This window comes from Microbacterium sp. HMH0099 (assembly GCF_049384025.1).
GTDB lineage: Bacteria > Actinomycetota > Actinomycetes > Actinomycetales > Microbacteriaceae > Microbacterium.
Map to the genome: position 1 here is coordinate 380492 of NZ_JBMRJR010000002.1, position 17304 is coordinate 397795.

Consider the following 17304-nt stretch of genomic DNA (forward strand, 5'->3'; position numbering starts at 1 on the left):
GACTCGGACAGCCGCGCCGGATTCGGAGACTCCCCCCGAAATCCTCCGAGAACAGCGCGAATCTCCGAATCCACGACACCCACACGCGGGCGGTGAACCTCCCGCCACGGTCAGGACGAGGGATGCCACCCACCCCACCGGCATCCCCGCCCCAGCACCAGCCGCCCGCGCACCAGACTCGGACAGCCGCGCCGGATTCGGAGACTCCCCCCGAAATCCTCCGAGAACAGCGCGAATCTCCGAATCCACGACGCCGGCTCAGGACCGCAGCACCACCGACCCGAACGTCGCCGAGACGTTCACGCGCGGGGCGCCCGCGGCCGCGTCCGCCGCCTGCAGCCGGTCGTCGACCTCGCCCATTCCGTCGTCCACGGTCACCCGGTAGGACTCGTCGGGCAGGAGGACGTCCGCGGACCCGGCCGTGAGCTCGATGTCGGTGCGGCGGGGCGCCTCACCGGTGAGCGCGGCCGACAGACGCCCGCCGGCCAGCTCCATCCGGGCCTCGGCGACGCCGGCGAGCGCGACGGCCGCCTGACCGCCGGTCACCGTGAGGTCGAGAGACGTCGCCGTCCCGTCGACGTCGACGCGGCCCCCGGCGACGTCCACCGTCAGCGAGCGGTACTCCCCCGCCAGGTCGAGACTGCCGGCGCCGATGTCGAACTCCGCGTCCAGCACACCCTCGGCCAGATCGAGGGGAAGGGTGAGCGTCGCGGCCGACCGCGGCCCGGCGGCGAACCACGTCCCCTCCGGCGAGGTGACCTCGAGCGTGTCCCCGTCGCGTTCCATGCGCCATCCGCCGCGGTCCCCGTCGTCCTCGCGGGCCGCGTCAGCGCTCCCGCCGCGTCGGCCGCGGTCGCCGGGACCACCCTGGTCGTCCGAGCGGCCGCGGACACCGGACCCCCGGTCGTCCGAACGACCGCGCGCGCCGTCGACGGTGAGCTGCGCGGTGGCCACGTCGGCGAACGCGACCGTCAGCCGGGCACCGGCGACGTCGACGTCGAGGTCGGTGACGCCGGCCACGCCGACGCGGGTGTCGTCCGACCCGCGCATCCCCGCGGCGGCGGACACCGCCGTGCTGCCGAGCGTGCCGGCGATGACGGCCGCCCCCAGCACCGTGGTCGCGATCGAGATGATGCGCGCCGCGGTGCGCGGCCGCGCGGACGCCGCCGGAGCGGTTCGCTCGGACGCGGCCGCAGAAGAGCGCTCGGACGGCGCCGCGGTGTCGGGCGAGGGATCGGTCATGACGGTGCTCCCGTGGTGTCGTGGCCCAGGTGGACGAGCGCGGCGATCACGCGGCGGTTGCCGGTGTCGTCCTGCTCGAGGCCGAGCTTGGTGAAGATGGCGGTGATGTACTTCTCGACGCTCGCCTCCGAGACGAACAGCGCCTGCGCGATCGCCTGGTTCGAGCGTCCTTCGGCGATGAGGGCGAGCACGGCGCGTTCGCGGTCGGTGAGGCTCTGCAGCCGCTGGTCGCGGCGCCGTCGTGTGAGCAGCTGGCCCACGACCTCGGGGTCGAGCACGGTGGCCCCGTCCGCGATCCGGGCTACGGCCTCGAGGAAGTCCCGGACGTCCGCGACGCGGTCCTTCAGCAGATAGCCGAGCGACCCCTGTCCGTCGGCGATGAGGTCGCTGGCGTAGCGCTCCTCGACGTACTGCGACAGCACCAGGACGGCGAGCCCCGGATGCCGCGACCGCAGGGCGATCGCCGCCCGGATGCCCTCGTCGGTCCAGGTGGGCGGCAGGCGCACGTCGAGGATGCACAGGTCGGGAGCTGAGGTGGCGACCGCCTCGTCGAGACCGTCCGCGTCGGCCAGGGCGGCGACGACCTCGTGTCCGTCATCGGCCAGCAGGCGCACGAGCCCCTCGCGCAGCAGCACGGAGTCCTCGCAGATCAGGATGCGCACGGGACGGTCACCTCCACCGACGTCGGTCCACCCTGCGGGCTGTCGATGCGGGCGCTGCCGCCGGCCGCGGTGACGCGGTTGACGATGCCGTCCAACCCGCCGCCGGGCACGACGCGGGCGCCGCCCCGTCCGTCGTCCTCGACACGGGCCCACAGGGTCTGGTCCTCCCGCACCCGCACCGACACCCGGCACGCGGCAGCGTGGGAGTGCTTCGCCGCGTTCGTCAGCGCCTCGGCGATGGAGAAGTACACCGCGGCCTCCGCGGCCCGGCTGCACCGTCCGGTGAGGCGCACATCGAGCGTCACGGGGATGTGCGACCGCGACGCGAGCGCCGAAAGGGCGGCATCCAGTCCCCGGTCCTCCAGGACGGACGCATGGATGCCGCGCGCCAGCTGCCGCAGCTCGGTGATGGCCGACTTGGTGGAGGCGTGCGCCTCGGCGACGAGGGCCTTGGCGGCCTCCGGGTCGTCGTCGATCTTGTTCTGCGCGAGGCCGAGGGTCATGCCGATGGACACGAGTCGCGGCTGCACCCCGTCGTGGAGGTCGCGCTCGATGCGCGTGCGCTCCACCTCGGCGGCACGGACGGCCCCGGCGCGACGGGTGTCGAAGGTGCGCGCCTGCGCCTCGAGCTGCGCTTCGCGCGAGGGGACCAGGATGCCGCGCGCGACGACCCCGTGCAGGACGCCGAGCCCCACCATGACGGCCAGGCCGATCACGGCGGCCAGCACGCCGGCGATCGGGGCGGCGACGCCCCCGAGTGGGATGCCGGCGAAGACGCCCGCCCCACGACCGCCGAACACGGCGCCCACCAGCAGCGTGAGGCCCCACGCGACGGCACCCGCGGCGACGAGGACGACGAGCCCCATGACGGTCGCAGCCGCGAACGAGGCGACACCGCGCCACTGCCGGCCGTCCTTCGTCTGCAGCCAGATCGTGTGCAGGAATCCGCCGAAGCCGGACTTCTCACTGCGTCGGATGCGCGGGCTGGGCAGCCCCAGGCCGTAGAGCCCGTCGACGCGGGCGTACTCCAGCCACGCGACGCCGAACAGCGCGTACACGAGACCCACGAGCAGCACGGCACCGACGAGCAGGGCGGGCAGCAGGCCGAGTCCCGCGCTGAGCAGGCCGAACAGCGCGGTGAAGACGACCGGTCCGACCAGACCGAGTGCCGCGAGGTGGGCGACGGCCCCCGCGATGCGGGCGGGAGAGCCGAAACGCGCGCGGCGGGACGGCGCGGCCGGAGCGTCGGAGCCGGCCGGCGCGGCGGAGCTCGAGGGCGCGGAGAGGCGTGCCGTCGTGGCGAGGGTGTCCGCGGGCGGCGGGGGGAAGGGGGCCGTTGTCATGCCCACCACGCTAGGCCGGGCCGTCGGGCGGCGCCGCCCGGTCAGCCCCCGCGCGCATTCGGGTTATCCCGAACGGCCGGCGGGCCCGCGGCATCCCTCCCGGAATCGGAGAACCGCGCCGGAATCGGACGTTCCGGCCGAGATTGTCCGAGAACAGCGCACATCTCCGACGGCGCGACGGCGGGGAGGAGGGATGCCGCCACCCGCGGCATCCCTCCGGAATCGGAGAACCGCGCCGGATTCGGACGATTCGGCCGAGATTGTCCGAGAACAGCGCACATCTCCGACGGCGCGACGGCGGGGAGGAGGGATGCCGCCACCCGCGGCATCCCTCCGGAATCGGAGAACCGCGCCGGAATCGGATGTTCCGGGCCAGATTGTCCGAGAACAGCGCGATTCTCCGAATCCGGCACACCCCAGGCGGCGCGACGCGGATGCCGGGCCGCGCGCGGCTCAGGACAGGTCGTCGGCCGTCAGCCAGCCGGTGTCGAGCAGCAGGCTCTCGATGTCGCGCGCACGGACCACGCTCGCGCCGGCCGTGGCGGACGGGACGCCGTCGAGACCCGCCGGCTCGCTGCCGTCCACGCGCGGGGCGTCGCCGTCCAGCAGCGCCTGCACGGCATCGGCCGCCCACGGCACGAGCTCCCGCGGGTCGACGAAGACCGTCGCGTCCACGATCCCGTCGCGGAGGGCCTGCACAATCGCCAAGTCGCCGCCGGAGCCGACGACGGTCACCTGCCCGGCGAGCTCCGCGTCGAGGTCGGGACCGGGCGACGGCGAGGCCGTGGGCGTGGAGGAGGGACTTCCGGATGCCGAGGGCGACGGGGTCGCGTCATCGGGCAGCGGCGTGGTGAGCGCGGTGACGACGCCGCGGGTCGTGGCGTCGGTGAGGGCGAGGATGGCGGTCGGGGCCGCGGCGGTGTCCTCGGCGCTGCCCGCGACGTCCGTCTCCTCGGGGGCCAGCAGCGCCCGCGTGCGCCTCTCGGCCGCGGTGGCGTCGTCGTCCCCCGTCGTCGCGGCGTCGTCGAGCGTGGCCCCGGCGACGATCTCGATGCGCCCGTCGGCGACGGCGGCATCCAGCACTTCCCGTGCCGCGTCGTAGCGGCGCACCGCCCACGCGTCCTCGGCATCCCCGGTCAGCACGGCCACGCGCGGCGGTGTCGACGGCGCGTCGTCATCGGTCGCGGCATCCGGGAGGTCCGACAGCAGCGCCTGGGCCTGCGCCCGTCCGAGCGCCTCCGGATCCACCGCGGCGGCGAACCCCGCCCCCGGCAGTGCGAGAGCGCGTTCGAAGGTCACGATCGGGATGCCGTCCGCGACGGCCGTCTGCAGGGCCACGTCCAGGTCGTCGACGGACAGGGGCGCGACGACCACCGCGTCCGCGCCCTTGGTGAGCATGTTCTGCACCTGCGAGCCCTGTGTGCGGGCGTCGCCCGCCGCGAACTGGACGTCGACGCGGTAGCCGCGGCCGGTGAGCTCGTCCCGGAGGGCCTCGCCCGCGCGGGCCCACTGGGCGTCGTCCGACTGCGGCAGTGCGACGCCGATCACGCCGGCGCCGTCGCTGGTCCCGGTGGTGCGCGCCGTCGAGGAGGTGCATCCCGCGGCCAGCGCCGCCACGGCGAGGAGCCCCGCCACGAGAGCGGCGGTGCGGCGGCGGGAGGGCGTGGTCACCCTCCCGATTGTGCCCCACCGCGGCGGCGGGACCCGGCCGCGGCAACGGGACGCCCCGCCCCGCCGGGCCCCGTGCGAACGACGGACGCCCCGCCGCAGCAGCGACGGGGCGTCCGGGAGAGCCGGCGACGGCTCAGCCGCGGGTGCGGTTCTTGTTGTAGACGTCGAACGCGACGGCGAGCAGGAGCACGAGGCCCTTGATGAACTGCTGCACATCGGTCGAGATGCCCATGAGCGACATGCCGTTGTTCAGCACACCCATGACCAGACCACCGGCGATGGCGCCGACCACGCGGCCCACACCGCCCTGCACGGCCGCACCACCGATGAACGCGGCAGCAATGGCATCCAGCTCGAACAGGTTTCCGGCACCGGGACCGGCCGAGTTCAGGCGGCCCGTGAAGACGATGCCCGCGAGCGCGGCCAGCGTGCCCATGTTGACGAACAGCATGAAGTCGACGCGACGGGTCTTGATGCCCGACAGCTTCGCCGCGGTGCGGTTGCCGCCGATGGCGTAGATGTGACGACCGAAGACGCTGCGGCTCATGACGACCGAGTAGCCGATGATGAGCACGGCCAGGACGACGAGCACGATCGGAGTGCCGCGCGAGTTCGGGGCGACGCCCAGCAGGTACGTGAGGTACGCGATGAGCGCGCCGCCGCCGATGATCTTGAACAGGAACCAGACCTGGGGCTCGTTCTGCAGCTCGAGAGCGGCGCGCTTGGCGCGCTGGCGCACCTGGGTCACGACGAAGAGCACGAGCGTCAGCACACCGAGGCCGACGGTGATCCACTCCGCCGGGGACGACGAGGCCGGGAACAGGTCGGGGAAGAGGTAGCCGCCGCCGAGCTGGCGGTACTCGCTCGGGAAGGGGGTGATCTGGGTGTTGCCCAGGGTCATCTGCGTGAGACCACGGAACAGGAGCATGCCCGCCAGGGTCACGATGAACGCGGGTATGCCCACGTACGCCACCCAGAAGCCCTGCCACATGCCGACCACCGCGCCCAGGATCAGCGACAGCGTGATGCCGAGCCACCAGGGCAGACCCCACTGGACGATCAGCACGCCGGAGACGGCGCCGACGAACGCCGCGACCGAGCCGACCGAGAGGTCGATGTGGCCGGCGATGATGATCATCACCATGCCGATCGCGAGGATCAGGATGTAGCTGTTCTGGACGATGATGTTCGAGACGTTGCCCGGGGTGAGCAGACGGCCGCCGGTGAGCGCCTGGAACAGCAGGACGATCACGATCAGGGCGATGAAGATGCCGATCTCGCGCAGACGCGAGGTGAGGAAGGGGATGATGCCCCCGGCGCCGCCGGGCGCGCCCCCGACGGGACCGCGGGGGGTTCCGCCCGGACCTGCCTGGGTCGCGGTGTTGTCAAGCGCTGACATGGTCGGCTTCCTTCTCCTTCGTCATGAGCACCATGAGGGCCTCGGGGGTCGCTTCCTCGATGGGCAGCTGACCGGTGATGTGTCCCTCGCTGAGGGTGTAGATGCGGTCGCAGATGCCGAGCAGCTCGGGGAGCTCCGAGGAGATCACCAGCACGCCCTTCCCCTGCGCCGCGAGAGAGTTGATGATCGTGTAGATCTCGTATTTGGCGCCGACGTCGATGCCGCGCGTCGGCTCGTCGAGGATGAGCACCTCGGGGTCGGAGTACAGCCACTGCGACAGCACGACCTTCTGCTGGTTGCCGCCGGAGAGCTTGCCGACCACGACGTCCACCGACGGCGCCTTGATGTTCATCGACTGGCGGTACCGGTTGGCGACGAGGTACTCCTGGTCACCGTCGACCCAGCCGCCCTTGGCGAGCTTGCGCATGCCGGCGAGCGAGATGTTCCGCTTGATGGTGTCGATGAGGTTGAGCCCGGCGCCCTTGCGGTCCTCGGTCACGTAGGCCAGTCCGCTGCGGATGGCCGCGGGGACGCTGGAGGTGTCCGCCTTCTGTCCGCGGATGTAGACCTCGCCGGAGATGCGCGACCCGAAGCTCTTGCCGAACACGCTCATCGCGAGCTCGGTGCGGCCGGCGCCCATGAGGCCCGCGATGCCCACGACCTCGCCCGCGCGGACGGTGAGGTTCGCATCGTGGATGACGGTGCGCGAGGCGTCCGTCGGGTGGTGGACCGTCCAGTCCGCGATGCGCAGGACCTCCTCGCCGATCTCGACGTCGCGGTCCGGGTAGCGGTTCTCGAGCTCGCGACCGACCATGCCGCGGATGATGCGGTCCTCGCTGGTGCCGCCGGTGGCGACGTCCAGGGTCTCGATCGTGCGACCGTCGCGGATGATCGTGACCTCGTCGGCGATCGCGCGGATCTCGTTGAGCTTGTGGCTGATGATGATGCTCGTGATCCCCTGCCCCTTGAGGTGGCGGATCAGGTCGAGCAGGTGGGCCGAGTCGTCGTCGTTCAGGGCGGCGGTCGGCTCGTCGAGGATGAGGAGTTTGACGTCCTTCGACAGCGCCTTGGCGATCTCGACCAGCTGCTGCTTGCCGACGCCGATCTCGTTCACGGGGACGTCGGGGCTGTCGCCCAGGCCCACGCGGGCCAGGAGCTTGGATGCCTCCCGGTTGGTGGCATCCCAGTCGATCAGGCCGCGCTGGGTGATCTCGTTGCCGAGGAAGATGTTCTCCGCGATCGAGAGGTAGGGGCTCAGCGCGAGCTCCTGGTGGATGATGACGATACCGGCCGCTTCGCTGTCGCGGATGTCCTTGAACTCGACGGTCTGACCGTCGAAGACGATCTCGCCGCGGTAGTCGCCGGCGGGGTACACACCGCTCAGCACCTTCATCAGAGTGGACTTGCCGGCGCCGTTCTCGCCGCAGATGGCGTGGACGGATCCCCGCTCGACGGTCAGCGACACGTCCGAGAGCGCGATGACGCCGGGGAACTCCTTGGTGATCGAGCGCATCTCGAGGATGGTGCTCACGAGGTCCTCCTTGGTCGACCGGCTCGTGGCCGGTCTGGGGTGGTGGAGAGGAGTCCGTCACGCGGCGGACTCGCGGGAGCCTCCGCCGCGACCGAGGGGTCTCGGCCGCGGCGGAGGCGGGTGGGAGGGCCGGAGCCCTCCCGGTGGGATCAGCCCAGGTCGGCCTCGGAGTAGTAACCGCTGTCGACGAGGATCTCCTTGTAGTTGTCCTTCGTCACGATCGTCGACTCGAGCAGATACGAGGGGACGACCTTCTCGCCGTTGTCGTAGGTCTCGGTGTCGTTGACCTCGGGCTCCTCGCCCTTGCGGATCGAGTCCACCATCGAGACGGCCTGCTTGGCCAGCTCGCGGGTGTCCTTGAAGATCGTCGAGTACTGCTCGCCGGCGATGATCGACTTGATCGAGCCGACCTCTGCGTCCTGACCGGTGATGACCGGGAGGTCGCTGGCGGAGTAGCCGCCCGAGGTGAGGGCCGAGATGATGCCGATCGACAGACCGTCGTAGGGCGACAGGACACCGTTCAGCTTGGTGTCGCCGATGACGGTGAGGATGTTCTCCATGCGCTCCTGCGCGGTCTCGGGCAGCCAGCGGAGGATCGCGGCCTGGCCGAACTCCGTCTGACCGGACGGGACCGTCAGCACACCCGAGTCCAGGTAGGGCTGAAGGGTGTCGATGGCACCGTTCCAGAAGAACGTGGCGTTGTTGTCGTCGGGGCTACCGGCGAACAGCTCGACGTTGAACGGACCGGCGGCGCCGGTCTCGTTGCCCGACTCGTCCAGGACGCCCAGGCCCGTCAGCAGCGACGTGGCCTGCTGGACGCCGACCTGGTAGTTGTCGAAGGTCGTGTAGTAGTCGACGTTCTCGGTGCCGTTGATGAGACGGTCGTACGCGATGACGGGGATGTCCTGGTCGGCGGCCTGCTGCAGGACGTCGGTCAGGGTGGTGCCGTCGATGGAGGCGATGATCAGGGCGTTGGCGCCCGAGGTGATCATGTTCTCGATCTGCGAGACCTGGGTGGGGATGTCGTCGTTGGCGTACTGCAGGTCGACGGTGTAGCCGAGCTCCTCGAGCTGCGACTTGACGTTGTTGCCGTCCGCGATCCAGCGCTCCGACTGCTGCGTCGGCATCGCGACGCCGATGACGCCGCCCGACTCGCCGTCGCCCTCGGCTGCGCCGCCGCCGCTGCGGTCGCCGCCGCAGCCCGTGAGGCTGAGCGCGAGGACGGCAGCCCCGGCGACCATGGTGAGCATGCTGTGCTTCTTCACTCTGGTTCCCTTCGTTGGGTTGATGTGTCGGTCCCTCCACGCGGAGTCCACCGTTGCCAGCGTTCCCGGAGTCATGAGGGTGCATCGCTCGGCGGGGCGAAACGAGGCCGGTCGGAGACCGCGGGCCCGTTCGGGCGTCCCGCGTCGTTCGAAACGTCTTCGTCTCGACGGATCCGCTCCGCAGCGAGTCCCGTCGGCTGATGTGTCACCGTCATGTGACCGTTCACATTGTGTGTGTGATGCTACTCCCCATTCCCGCGGAAGTGTCAAGTCCGGATGCGTAGCGAGTGTCGCCGTTGCCGAAACGTGACGAAGTCAGCGCGACGGGGGCGCCGTCGAGGACCGCACCACCAGGCGCAGGTGGTCCGGCTGCTGCTCCTCCAGGTCGGGGATCGTCACGCCGAGAGCGGCGAGCAGGTCGGTGACGGCGCGGTGGCCGATCCCCGGGAAGTCCTGCCGGACCGTCGTCAACGGCGGCCAGAGGTGGGCCGACTCCGGCACGTCGTCGAAGCCGACGACCGAGATGTCCTCGGGCACCGAGCGGCCGATGGCGCGCACCGCGTGCATGAACCCGAGGGCCATGTGGTCGTTGCCGGCGAAGACGGCCGTGGCGTCCTCGAAGCGCAGCAGCTCCAGGCCGGCCTCGAACCCGAACTGCGCCGTCCAGTCGCCGAGGACCGGCGGTCGGATCGAGAGGTCGCTGGCATCCATCTCCAGGAGATAGCCCCGCATGCGGTGCTCGGCCTCCAGCCAGTCGCGCGGGCCGGCGATGTGGAGGATGCGACGATGACCCAGCTCCACGAGATGGCGGACGGCCGCCCGGGCGCCGGCGACCTGGTCGTTGTGGGAGGACGCGCCGGCCGAGCCGGTGGAGGAGACGATCTGGACCGGGACCGGGAGGCGCATCTCGTCGAGGATCGGCACGACACGCGACTGCGGGGCCACCGCGATGAGCCCCTCGACGGACTGCTGCATGAGGTGGTCGATCGAGGCGCGCACGTCGTCCGGGTCGCTCGTGGCGAGGTTGGTGACCGTCAGGCGGTAGCCGGCCGCGCGCGCGGCGGACTCGACCGCCTGGATCATGGCCGCGACGCCGTACGTCGCCGCCCGCGGCCCGAGGACGCCGATGAGACGCGAGCGGCTGCTGGCGAGCGCGCGGGCCGCCTGGTTCGGGACGAACTTCAGCTCCGCGATCGCCGACCGCACCTTGGCGGCGGTCTCGGGGCGCAGCTGCGAGCTGTTGTTGATCACGCGGGAGACGGTCTGGTACGACACTCCGGCGAGACGGGCGACGTCGCGGATGCTCGGGGCACGCCCCGTGTCCGGCGTTTCGGTGTCGCTCATTCGTCCGCTCCATCGCGTCGGCCCCGCGCTCTTGCGTGACCGGTCACACGAGAATAACGCCTCCGCGCCGTCGCGCCACCTCGACCGGGCCGGACCGGCCGTTCCGGCGGCTACGCTCGTTGCCATGACTGGACTGCACTGGGGCATCCTCGCCACGGGCGGCATCGCGCACGCCTTCACCTCCGACCTGCGCACCGCGGGTCTCGACGTCGTCGCCGTCGGCTCGCGCCGCCTCGACAGCGCCCGCGCGTTCGCGGCGGAGTACGACATCCCGCACGCGCACGGGTCGTACGAGGAGCTCGTCGCGGACCCCGACGTCGACATCGTCTACATCGCCACGCCCCACCCCGGCCACGTCGACAATGCGCTGCTCGCCCTCGACCACGGCAAGCACATCCTCGTCGAGAAGCCGTTCACGCTGAACGCCGAGGAGGCCGCGCTGATCCGCGACCGCGCCGCCGAGAAGGGCCTGCTCGCCATGGAGGCGATGTGGACCCGCTACCTCCCGCACATGGTGCGCATCCGCGAGATCCTCGCCGCCGGGACCCTCGGCGAGATCCGCGTCGTGTCGGCCGACCACACGCAGAAGATCTCCACCGACCCGGCCCACCGACTCAACGCCCTCGAGCTCGGGGGCGGGGCGCTCCTGGACCTCGGCATCTACCCCATCTCCTTCGCCGTCGACGTGCTGGGGCTGCCGGAGCAGATCACCGCGCTGGCCCGCCTGTCCGACGCGGGGAGCGACGCGGAGGTCGCGACGGCGTTCGTCCACCCGGGCGGAGCGGTCTCGACGACCGTGTCGTCCTCGCGCGGCGCCGGGACGAACCTGGCCCAGATCGTCGGCACCGAGGCCCGCATCGAGATCGACCGCGTCTGGTACACCCCGACGTCGTTCCGCGTCGTCCGGCCCGACGGCGAGGTCGTCGAGGAGTTCCGCACCGAGATCGAGGGACGCGGCATGCAGTTCCAGGCCCTCGCCGCCGAGCGTCTCGCGGCCGCGGGGCAGCGCGACAGCGACGTCCTCCCCCTCGACGAGACCGTCGCGATCATGGGCGTGCTCGACGAGGTCCGCCGTCAGATCGGCGTGACCTACCCCGGCGGGCGCTGAGCCCGCGGCATCCCTCCGCCCTCCCCGTTCCCGGGCAGTCCGGTCCGCCGTCCGGCTGGCTGTCCGGCGGGGCCGGGCGGGCTGACCGTCGTGCGGAGATCGGGCCGACACGCCGCGGCCCGCTCCCCCGGAGACGGCGTGTCGTCGACGGACTCCGCACGACGGCCGGCCGCAGGGACGGGCCGAGGACTGGCACGCCGGTCCCGGGACGGGTGAGGATGGATGCCATGCCCGACTCCCCCGCCGCCCGCGTCGCCGTCTATCTGGACTTCGACAACATCGTGATGTCCTGGTACGACCGCGTCCACGGCCGGAACGCCTACTCCCGCGACCGTCAGCGCATCGGTGAGAACCCGATGGATCCCGAGATCGCGGAACGGCTGACCAAGGCGACGATCGACGTGGGTGCCGTCATCGACTACGCGGCATCCTTCGGCACCCTCGTGCTCACGCGGGCGTACGCCGACTGGTCCGCGCCGGTGAACGCCGAGTACCGCTCGCAGCTCGTCGCGCGCGCCGTCGACCTCGTGCAGCTGTTCCCTGCGGCCGCGTACGCCAAGAACGGCGCCGACATCCGCCTGGCCGTGGACACGGTCGAGGACATGTTCCGCCTCCCCGACCTCACGCACGTGGTCATCGTCGCCGGCGACAGCGACTACGTCCCGCTCGCGCAACGATGCAAGAGACTCGGCCGCTACGTCGTCGGGGTCGGTGTCGCCGGATCGACGGCGAAGTCGCTGGCCGCGGCCTGCGACCGGTTCGACGCGTACGACTCCCTCCCCGGCATCCCGAACCTCGCCGAGACGAAGAAGGAGACCACCCCGTCGCGTCCGCGCGCCCGCAAGCGGTCGCAGGATCCCGCGGTGAACCTCCTCGAGCGGGCGATGCAGCTGGAGGCCGAGCGCGCCGACGGCGAATGGCTGCACGCCTCGGCTGTAAAAGACCTCATGAAGCGCCTCGACCCGTCGTTCAGCGAGAAGGCGCTGGGTTTCCGCAGCTTCTCCGACTTCCTCAAGGCGCAGACCGGCGTCGCCGAGGTGGACGAGGAGTCGAACGTCGTGCAGGTGCGCCGCCCGTCCTGACGACGCCCGTCACGGAGCAGTCGGGCCGGGCCGCCGGCCCGGCGGACGCCGCTACCGCCGCGCGGCGCCGGGAGCGACGTGCTCGAGCACCGTCTCCCATGCCGAGCTAAGCGTGACCTGTCCCTGCGCGTTGTCGTACCGCCCGGCGTCCACCACCTCGACCTGCGCGGCCGGGATCCGGTCCCGGTACCACTCGGCGTCGGCGGCATCCGGTGTCCCGCCCTCGCCGATGAGCACGAGCGTGCGCGCCGGCAGATCATCCAGCATGGGCGTCTGCATGTCGCGCGACAGGGCGTCGCTCGGGCTCAACACCCCGACGAGCGCGAGCCGGTCGACCCGCGCTCCCATCGCCGCCGCGAGGTGGACGGCGATGGGACCGGCGGACCGCTCGCCGACGAGGCCGACCGTGGTCTCGGGCGCCTCGCGCTCCATCAGGTCCTTGAGGGCGTCGACGGTGAGACCGGCCGGCGTCTGTCCGCCGAAGGCGGGCGGGTCCTCGAGCTCGGGGGCGTCCAGGCCGATCGCGACGATGCGCACGTCGTGACCCGAGGTGATGCGCGGGTCGGGATCGGTCGTGGCGACGGCGCCGGTGCGCAGGACGAACACGGCCCGCGGGGCCCCGGGGGTGCCGAAGCTGCGGTACTCGAGCTCGCCGTCGAGCCAGGGGGCACGGCTCATGCGTCCGCTCCTTCCATCGGGGCTGCGGTAGCGCCCGGGAGGAGCGACCGCAGCGTGCTGATCGTGTCGGCCTCGGCGGCCGTCTTGTCGGAGCGGTACGCCTTGACGCGCGCGAAACGCAGCGCGACACCGCCCGGGTAGCGCACGGAGCGCTGCACCCCGTCGATGGCGATCTCGACGACGGTGTCGGGGGTGACCCGGATGCCACCGGGCACGGCCCCGTTCGCGCGCTCGGCGAAGTGGTCGGTCTGCCACCGGAGCAGCTCGTCGGTCAGGCCCTTGAACGTCTTGCCGACCATGACGAAGCCGCCGGACTCGCCGAACACCCCCTCGGGGTCGCGCGCGCCGAGGTGGAGGTTGGACAGCCAGTCGGACCGGCGGCCGGAGCCTCGTTCGAGCCCGAGCACGACCAGGTCGAACGTGTGCACCGGCTTGACCTTGAGCCAGCTCTTGCCGCGACGACCGGCCGTGTAGGCGGCGTCGACGCCCTTGACCATGACCCCCTCGTGCCCCGCCGCCAGGGCGTCGCGGGCGAAGGCGTCGGCGGCATCCGGATCGTCCGTGATCAAAGCCGGGATACGCCACGGGCCGGCGATCCGCTCCAGCTCGGCCTGCCGTGCTTCGAGCGGCTCGTCGACGAGGTCGCGCCCGTCGACGTGCAGCACGTCGAAGAACCACGGGCGCAGGGCGATCTCGCGGGCGGTCTCGGCGCCGAACCGCGCCATCGTGTCCTGGAACGGGCGAGGTGCCCCGTCCTCGTCGAGCGACAGCGTCTCGCCGTCGAGGATGACGTCGTGCACGGGCAGCGAGCGGGCGACCTCCACGATCTCGGGCACCCGGTGCGTGACGTCGGCGAGCGTGCGCGTGTAGACGCGTACGTCGTCTCCGCTGCGGTGCACCTGCACGCGGGCGCCGTCGAGCTTGTACTCGATCGACGCGCGGCCGGCCGTCGCGAGGGCGTCCGCCACGGACGTCGCGGTCGAGGCCAGCATGGGCTGCACGCCGCGTCCGACGACGAGGCCGACGGCGTCCAGATCGTCCTCGGTGCCGGTGAGCGCGACGACCGCCGTCTCGCCGAGGTCGCCCGACAGCATCGCCGCGCGCCGCACCGCCGCCCCGTCGCGCGCGGACGCCCGCGCGACCGCGTCGAGCAGGACCCCCTCGAGGGCACCGGTCCGCAGCTCCCCGGTCATGATGCGGATGAGCAGGGCCCACTCCGAGGCGGTCGCCCGCCCGGCGAGATCGTCGATCACCGCGGCGCGCACCGCCCCCGATCCGGCACCGCCGATGTCGAGGAGCCGCGAGAAGGCGGCATCCACGTCGAGGATCGTCAGCGACGGGGTCCCGGCGTGCTCGCCGGAGCGCGCGGACAGGGTGCGCCACCCGACGCCGAGCCGGCCCTGCCGCGGCGACGCCGTGAGCAGGCCGATCGCGGGCACGATCTCGTCCGCGTCGAGCCGCCCGACGAGACCCGCGAGCGCGTCGACCTTCGCGAGGCGCGAGCGGGTGCCGGCCACGGCCACCAGGGCGGTCTCGAGTTCGGCGAAGAGCATGAGGGCATCCTGGCATCCCCCTCCGACATCCCCGGACGGGTTGCGCTCGCGCCGCTCGGGGAGGGACGGATGCCGCCCCGGGCCGGCCCCGCCGAGAACAGATCGTCGGCGTGCTCGCAACCCCCATTCCGATGTCGGAGGCCTGGAGTGTGCTGGACCCCTCTCCAGGAAAGAGGTCCCGTGAACGCTCCCGCCACCGCCGAACAGTCCGCCCGTACCGCCCGCGAGGTGTTCGGCTGGGACGACCTGCTGCCCGGCCAGGCGGAGGCGATCGACGCCGTCGTCGGCGGGCGGGACACGCTGGTGGTGTTCCCCACCGGCGCGGGCAAGTCGGCCGTGTACCAGATCGCCGGCTGCGAGCTGGGCGGGACGACCGTCGTGATCTCCCCGCTCCTGGCGTTGCAGCGCGATCAGATCGACTCCATCGACGCCGCCCCCGACGCGCCCGCCGCCGTCGCCCTGAACTCCCGCACCCGCGCCGCGGCGCGGAAGGCCGCCTGGGAGGCCATCGAGGGCGGCGACGCGGTGTATGCGTTCCTCGCCCCGGAGCAGCTCGCGAACCCCGAGGTGTTCGACCGTCTCGTCGCCGCCGACGTGCGCCTCGTCGTCATCGACGAGGCCCATTGCGTCTCGGCGTGGGGGCACGACTTCCGCCCGGACTACGCCCGTCTCGGCGACATGATCGACGCGCTCGGCCACCCGCCCGTGCTGGCGCTGACGGCGACGGCATCCGGTCCCGTGCGCGACGACATCGTCGCCAGCCTGCGCATGCGCGACCCGCACCTCGAGGTGCGGGGCATGGACCGGCCCGAGATCCATCTCGCCGTCCGCCGACACGAGGAGGACGACGAGAAACGCCGCGCGGTCGTCGACGACGTCCTCGGCGAGGAGGGCGCCGTCCTGCTGTACGTCGCCACCCGCACGGAGACCGACGCTTACGCCGCCGAGCTCGTCGAGCACGGACGGCGCGCCGCGGCCTACCACGGCGGCATGGCGCAGAAGCGCCGGGACGAGGTGCACGCCGCGTGGAGCGCGGGCGAGCTCGACGTGGTCGTGGCGACCTCGGCGTTCGGAATGGGCGTCGACAAGCCGGACGTGCGTCTGGTCGTGCACGCCGACGTGACCGAGTCGCTCGACTCCTACGCGCAGGAGATCGGCCGCGCCGCCCGGGACGGGCAGCCGGCGCGCGCGATCCTGCATTACCGTGCGGAGGACTTCTCGCTGCGGTCCTTCTTCGCCGGCGGGCACAGCAGGAAGGCGGACGTCGCGGGGGTGTGGGATGTCCTGCGCTCCGCGGACGGCCCCCTGCGGGCCAAGGCGGTCGCCGAGAAGGGCGGACGCAGCACCCGCGCGATCGGCCGCGTGCTGAACCAGCTGGTCGCCACCGGACTGGCGGCGGCGGGCGCCGACGGGGTGCGGGCGGCGACGGATGCCTCCGCGGGCGACGCCGTGTCCGCGGTGCGCGAGCGCGACGAGGCCGACGAGCGCATCCGTACCTCGCGCATCGAGATCATGCGGGGCTACGCCGAGACGGTGCACTGCCGCCGACGGGCGCTGCTGGAGTACTTCGGCGTCGACTCCCCCGCGCGCTGTGAATCCTGCGATCGGTGCGACGCGACGGATGCCGCCGACACGGACACGTCGGCGACGGAGCACGACCAGGACGGTCTGTCCATCGACGCCTTGGTCGAGCACGAGGAGTTCGGCTCGGGCACGATCATGGGCGTCGAGGACGACCGGTTGACGGTGTTCTTCCCCGACCACGGCTACAAGGTGCTCGCCCGCTCGGCTCTGAAGCGCGGCATCCTGGAGCTCGGCCAGGCCGCCTGACGCGCCGCGCCGGCGTTCGGGGCGTGATTCGTGCACGGGGACGACCGCTGACCGCCCCGGTGCACATCCCGCGCCCCGAACCGGACGACCGCCGCGGCGTCAGGCCCGACGTGTCGCCCAGACGGCCCACGCCACGAGGACCGGCTGCAGGAACAGGCGCACGAAGCGGGCGCGGTCGGTGCTCAGGCCCGGCGCCGAGCGGCCCGTCCGCCACTGGTGGACGTTGCCCGGGAACACCGCGACGAAGAACGCCGCGATCGCCGCGCCCACTCGTCCCCGCTCGCGAGGCAGCGCGACCAGGGCGGTCCCCAGCAGGATCTCGAGGGCACCGGATGCCACGACGACGGCGTCCTTGTCGGTGTGCAGCATCCGCGTCGCCCACCCCGGCACGACGATGCGGTACCCGCGCCGCCCCCAGGTGAGGTGCGAGACCCCCGCCCCGACGAGCAGCAGTGCGAGCGCCCCTCGCGCAGCGGAACGGACGGTGAGACCTCGACGGCGCGGCATCCGGTCAGTCTGCCATCCGCCGACGCGCCCGGGGCCGCCACGGCCGGCGCCCGGGCCCGTCACGGCCGGCGCCTGCGTCGTCACCGCGG

14 protein-coding genes are annotated in these 17304 nt (G+C 72.2%); 3 read left to right on the top strand and 11 right to left on the bottom strand.

What is annotated here, in order from left to right:
• Nucleotides 1-258: 258 nt before the first annotated feature.
• The 8 genes from ACO03V_RS05555 to ACO03V_RS05590 all read right to left on the bottom strand — a co-directional run bounded on the left by ACO03V_RS05555 (nucleotide 259) and on the right by ACO03V_RS05590 (nucleotide 10457).
• Nucleotides 259-1242 (bottom strand): hypothetical protein, encoded by a 984-nt coding sequence (locus ACO03V_RS05555; RefSeq protein ID WP_423136897.1) that lies wholly within the window; start codon nucleotides 1240-1242, stop codon nucleotides 259-261.
• The gene (locus ACO03V_RS05560) at nucleotides 1239-1904 is read right to left on the bottom strand and encodes a LuxR C-terminal-related transcriptional regulator (protein WP_423136898.1); all 666 of its coding nucleotides are present in this window, start codon (nucleotides 1902-1904) and stop codon (nucleotides 1239-1241) included. The genes ACO03V_RS05555 and ACO03V_RS05560 overlap by 4 nt, the downstream gene beginning before the upstream one ends.
• Nucleotides 1892-3247 (bottom strand): histidine kinase, encoded by a 1356-nt coding sequence (locus tag ACO03V_RS05565; protein WP_423136899.1) that lies wholly within the window; start codon nucleotides 3245-3247, stop codon nucleotides 1892-1894. Before ACO03V_RS05565 ends, ACO03V_RS05560 begins: the two co-directional genes overlap by 13 nt.
• Nucleotides 3248-3700: 453 nt before the next feature.
• On the bottom strand, nucleotides 3701-4918 hold the full coding sequence (locus ACO03V_RS05570) for a substrate-binding domain-containing protein (protein WP_423136900.1): 1218 nt from the start codon (nucleotides 4916-4918) through the stop codon (nucleotides 3701-3703).
• Between the two features lie 133 nt (nucleotides 4919-5051).
• Nucleotides 5052-6317: a multiple monosaccharide ABC transporter permease gene (gene mmsB / locus ACO03V_RS05575; protein ID WP_367726320.1), complete on the bottom strand. Its 1266-nt coding sequence runs from the start codon at nucleotides 6315-6317 to the stop codon at nucleotides 5052-5054.
• A complete protein-coding gene (gene mmsA / locus ACO03V_RS05580) occupies nucleotides 6304-7830 on the bottom strand; it encodes a multiple monosaccharide ABC transporter ATP-binding protein (RefSeq protein WP_423137126.1) in 1527 nt (508 codons plus the stop codon). Before mmsA ends, mmsB begins: the two co-directional genes overlap by 14 nt.
• A 167-nt stretch (nucleotides 7831-7997) precedes the next feature.
• Nucleotides 7998-9098, bottom strand: a complete 1101-nt coding sequence (gene chvE / locus ACO03V_RS05585; protein ID WP_367726319.1) for a multiple monosaccharide ABC transporter substrate-binding protein — start codon at nucleotides 9096-9098, stop codon at nucleotides 7998-8000.
• 330 nt (nucleotides 9099-9428) lie between these two features.
• Complete coding sequence (locus tag ACO03V_RS05590) at nucleotides 9429-10457, bottom strand: LacI family DNA-binding transcriptional regulator (RefSeq protein ID WP_423136901.1); 1029 nt, start codon at nucleotides 10455-10457, stop codon at nucleotides 9429-9431.
• A gap of 124 nt (nucleotides 10458-10581) precedes the next feature.
• Here ACO03V_RS05590 and ACO03V_RS05595 point away from each other — a divergent pair, with 124 nt between their 5' ends.
• Both ACO03V_RS05595 and ACO03V_RS05600 read left to right on the top strand, forming a co-directional pair.
• Nucleotides 10582-11565 (top strand): Gfo/Idh/MocA family protein, encoded by a 984-nt coding sequence (locus tag ACO03V_RS05595; RefSeq protein WP_423136902.1) that lies wholly within the window; start codon nucleotides 10582-10584, stop codon nucleotides 11563-11565.
• 227 nt (nucleotides 11566-11792) lie between these two features.
• A complete protein-coding gene (locus tag ACO03V_RS05600; protein ID WP_367726316.1) occupies nucleotides 11793-12647 on the top strand; it encodes an NYN domain-containing protein in 855 nt (284 codons plus the stop codon).
• 51 nt (nucleotides 12648-12698) lie between these two features.
• Here the strand turns inward: ACO03V_RS05600 and ACO03V_RS05605 are convergent, their stop codons facing one another.
• Both ACO03V_RS05605 and ACO03V_RS05610 read right to left on the bottom strand, forming a co-directional pair.
• A complete protein-coding gene (locus ACO03V_RS05605) occupies nucleotides 12699-13325 on the bottom strand; it encodes an alpha/beta fold hydrolase (protein WP_423136903.1) in 627 nt (208 codons plus the stop codon).
• Complete coding sequence (locus ACO03V_RS05610) at nucleotides 13322-14878, bottom strand: ATP-dependent DNA ligase (RefSeq protein WP_423136904.1); 1557 nt, start codon at nucleotides 14876-14878, stop codon at nucleotides 13322-13324. Before ACO03V_RS05610 ends, ACO03V_RS05605 begins: the two co-directional genes overlap by 4 nt.
• 180 nt (nucleotides 14879-15058) lie before the next feature.
• Between ACO03V_RS05610 and ACO03V_RS05615 the strand changes: the two genes are divergently transcribed.
• Complete coding sequence (locus ACO03V_RS05615) at nucleotides 15059-16708, top strand: RecQ family ATP-dependent DNA helicase (protein ID WP_423136905.1); 1650 nt, start codon at nucleotides 15059-15061, stop codon at nucleotides 16706-16708.
• Nucleotides 16709-16807: 99 nt separating this feature from the next.
• Here ACO03V_RS05615 and ACO03V_RS05620 read toward each other — a convergent pair whose 3' ends face one another.
• The gene (locus ACO03V_RS05620) at nucleotides 16808-17215 is read right to left on the bottom strand and encodes a DoxX family protein (RefSeq protein ID WP_367726312.1); all 408 of its coding nucleotides are present in this window, start codon (nucleotides 17213-17215) and stop codon (nucleotides 16808-16810) included.
• Nucleotides 17216-17304 lie beyond the last annotated feature (89 nt).

Excerpts from the sequence above, each read along its gene's own strand:
- chvE (WP_367726319.1), bottom strand. The coding sequence starts at position 9,098 with ATGCTCACCATGGTCGCCGGGGCTGCCGTCCTCGCGCTCAGCCTCACG.
- mmsA (WP_423137126.1), bottom strand. The coding sequence starts at position 7,830 with ATGCGCTCGATCACCAAGGAGTTCCCCGGCGTCATCGCGCTCTCGGAC.
- ACO03V_RS05555 (WP_423136897.1), bottom strand. The coding sequence starts at position 1,242 with ATGACCGATCCCTCGCCCGACACCGCGGCGCCGTCCGAGCGCTCTTCT.
- ACO03V_RS05595 (WP_423136902.1), top strand. The coding sequence starts at position 10,582 with ATGACTGGACTGCACTGGGGCATCCTCGCCACGGGCGGCATCGCGCAC.
- ACO03V_RS05610 (WP_423136904.1), bottom strand. The coding sequence starts at position 14,878 with ATGCTCTTCGCCGAACTCGAGACCGCCCTGGTGGCCGTGGCCGGCACC.
- ACO03V_RS05620 (WP_367726312.1), bottom strand. The coding sequence starts at position 17,215 with ATGCCGCGCCGTCGAGGTCTCACCGTCCGTTCCGCTGCGCGAGGGGCG.
- ACO03V_RS05590 (WP_423136901.1), bottom strand. The coding sequence starts at position 10,457 with ATGAGCGACACCGAAACGCCGGACACGGGGCGTGCCCCGAGCATCCGC.
- ACO03V_RS05565 (WP_423136899.1), bottom strand. The coding sequence starts at position 3,247 with ATGACAACGGCCCCCTTCCCCCCGCCGCCCGCGGACACCCTCGCCACG.
- mmsB (WP_367726320.1), bottom strand. The coding sequence starts at position 6,317 with ATGTCAGCGCTTGACAACACCGCGACCCAGGCAGGTCCGGGCGGAACC.
- ACO03V_RS05600 (WP_367726316.1), top strand. The coding sequence starts at position 11,793 with ATGCCCGACTCCCCCGCCGCCCGCGTCGCCGTCTATCTGGACTTCGAC.
- ACO03V_RS05605 (WP_423136903.1), bottom strand. The coding sequence starts at position 13,325 with ATGAGCCGTGCCCCCTGGCTCGACGGCGAGCTCGAGTACCGCAGCTTC.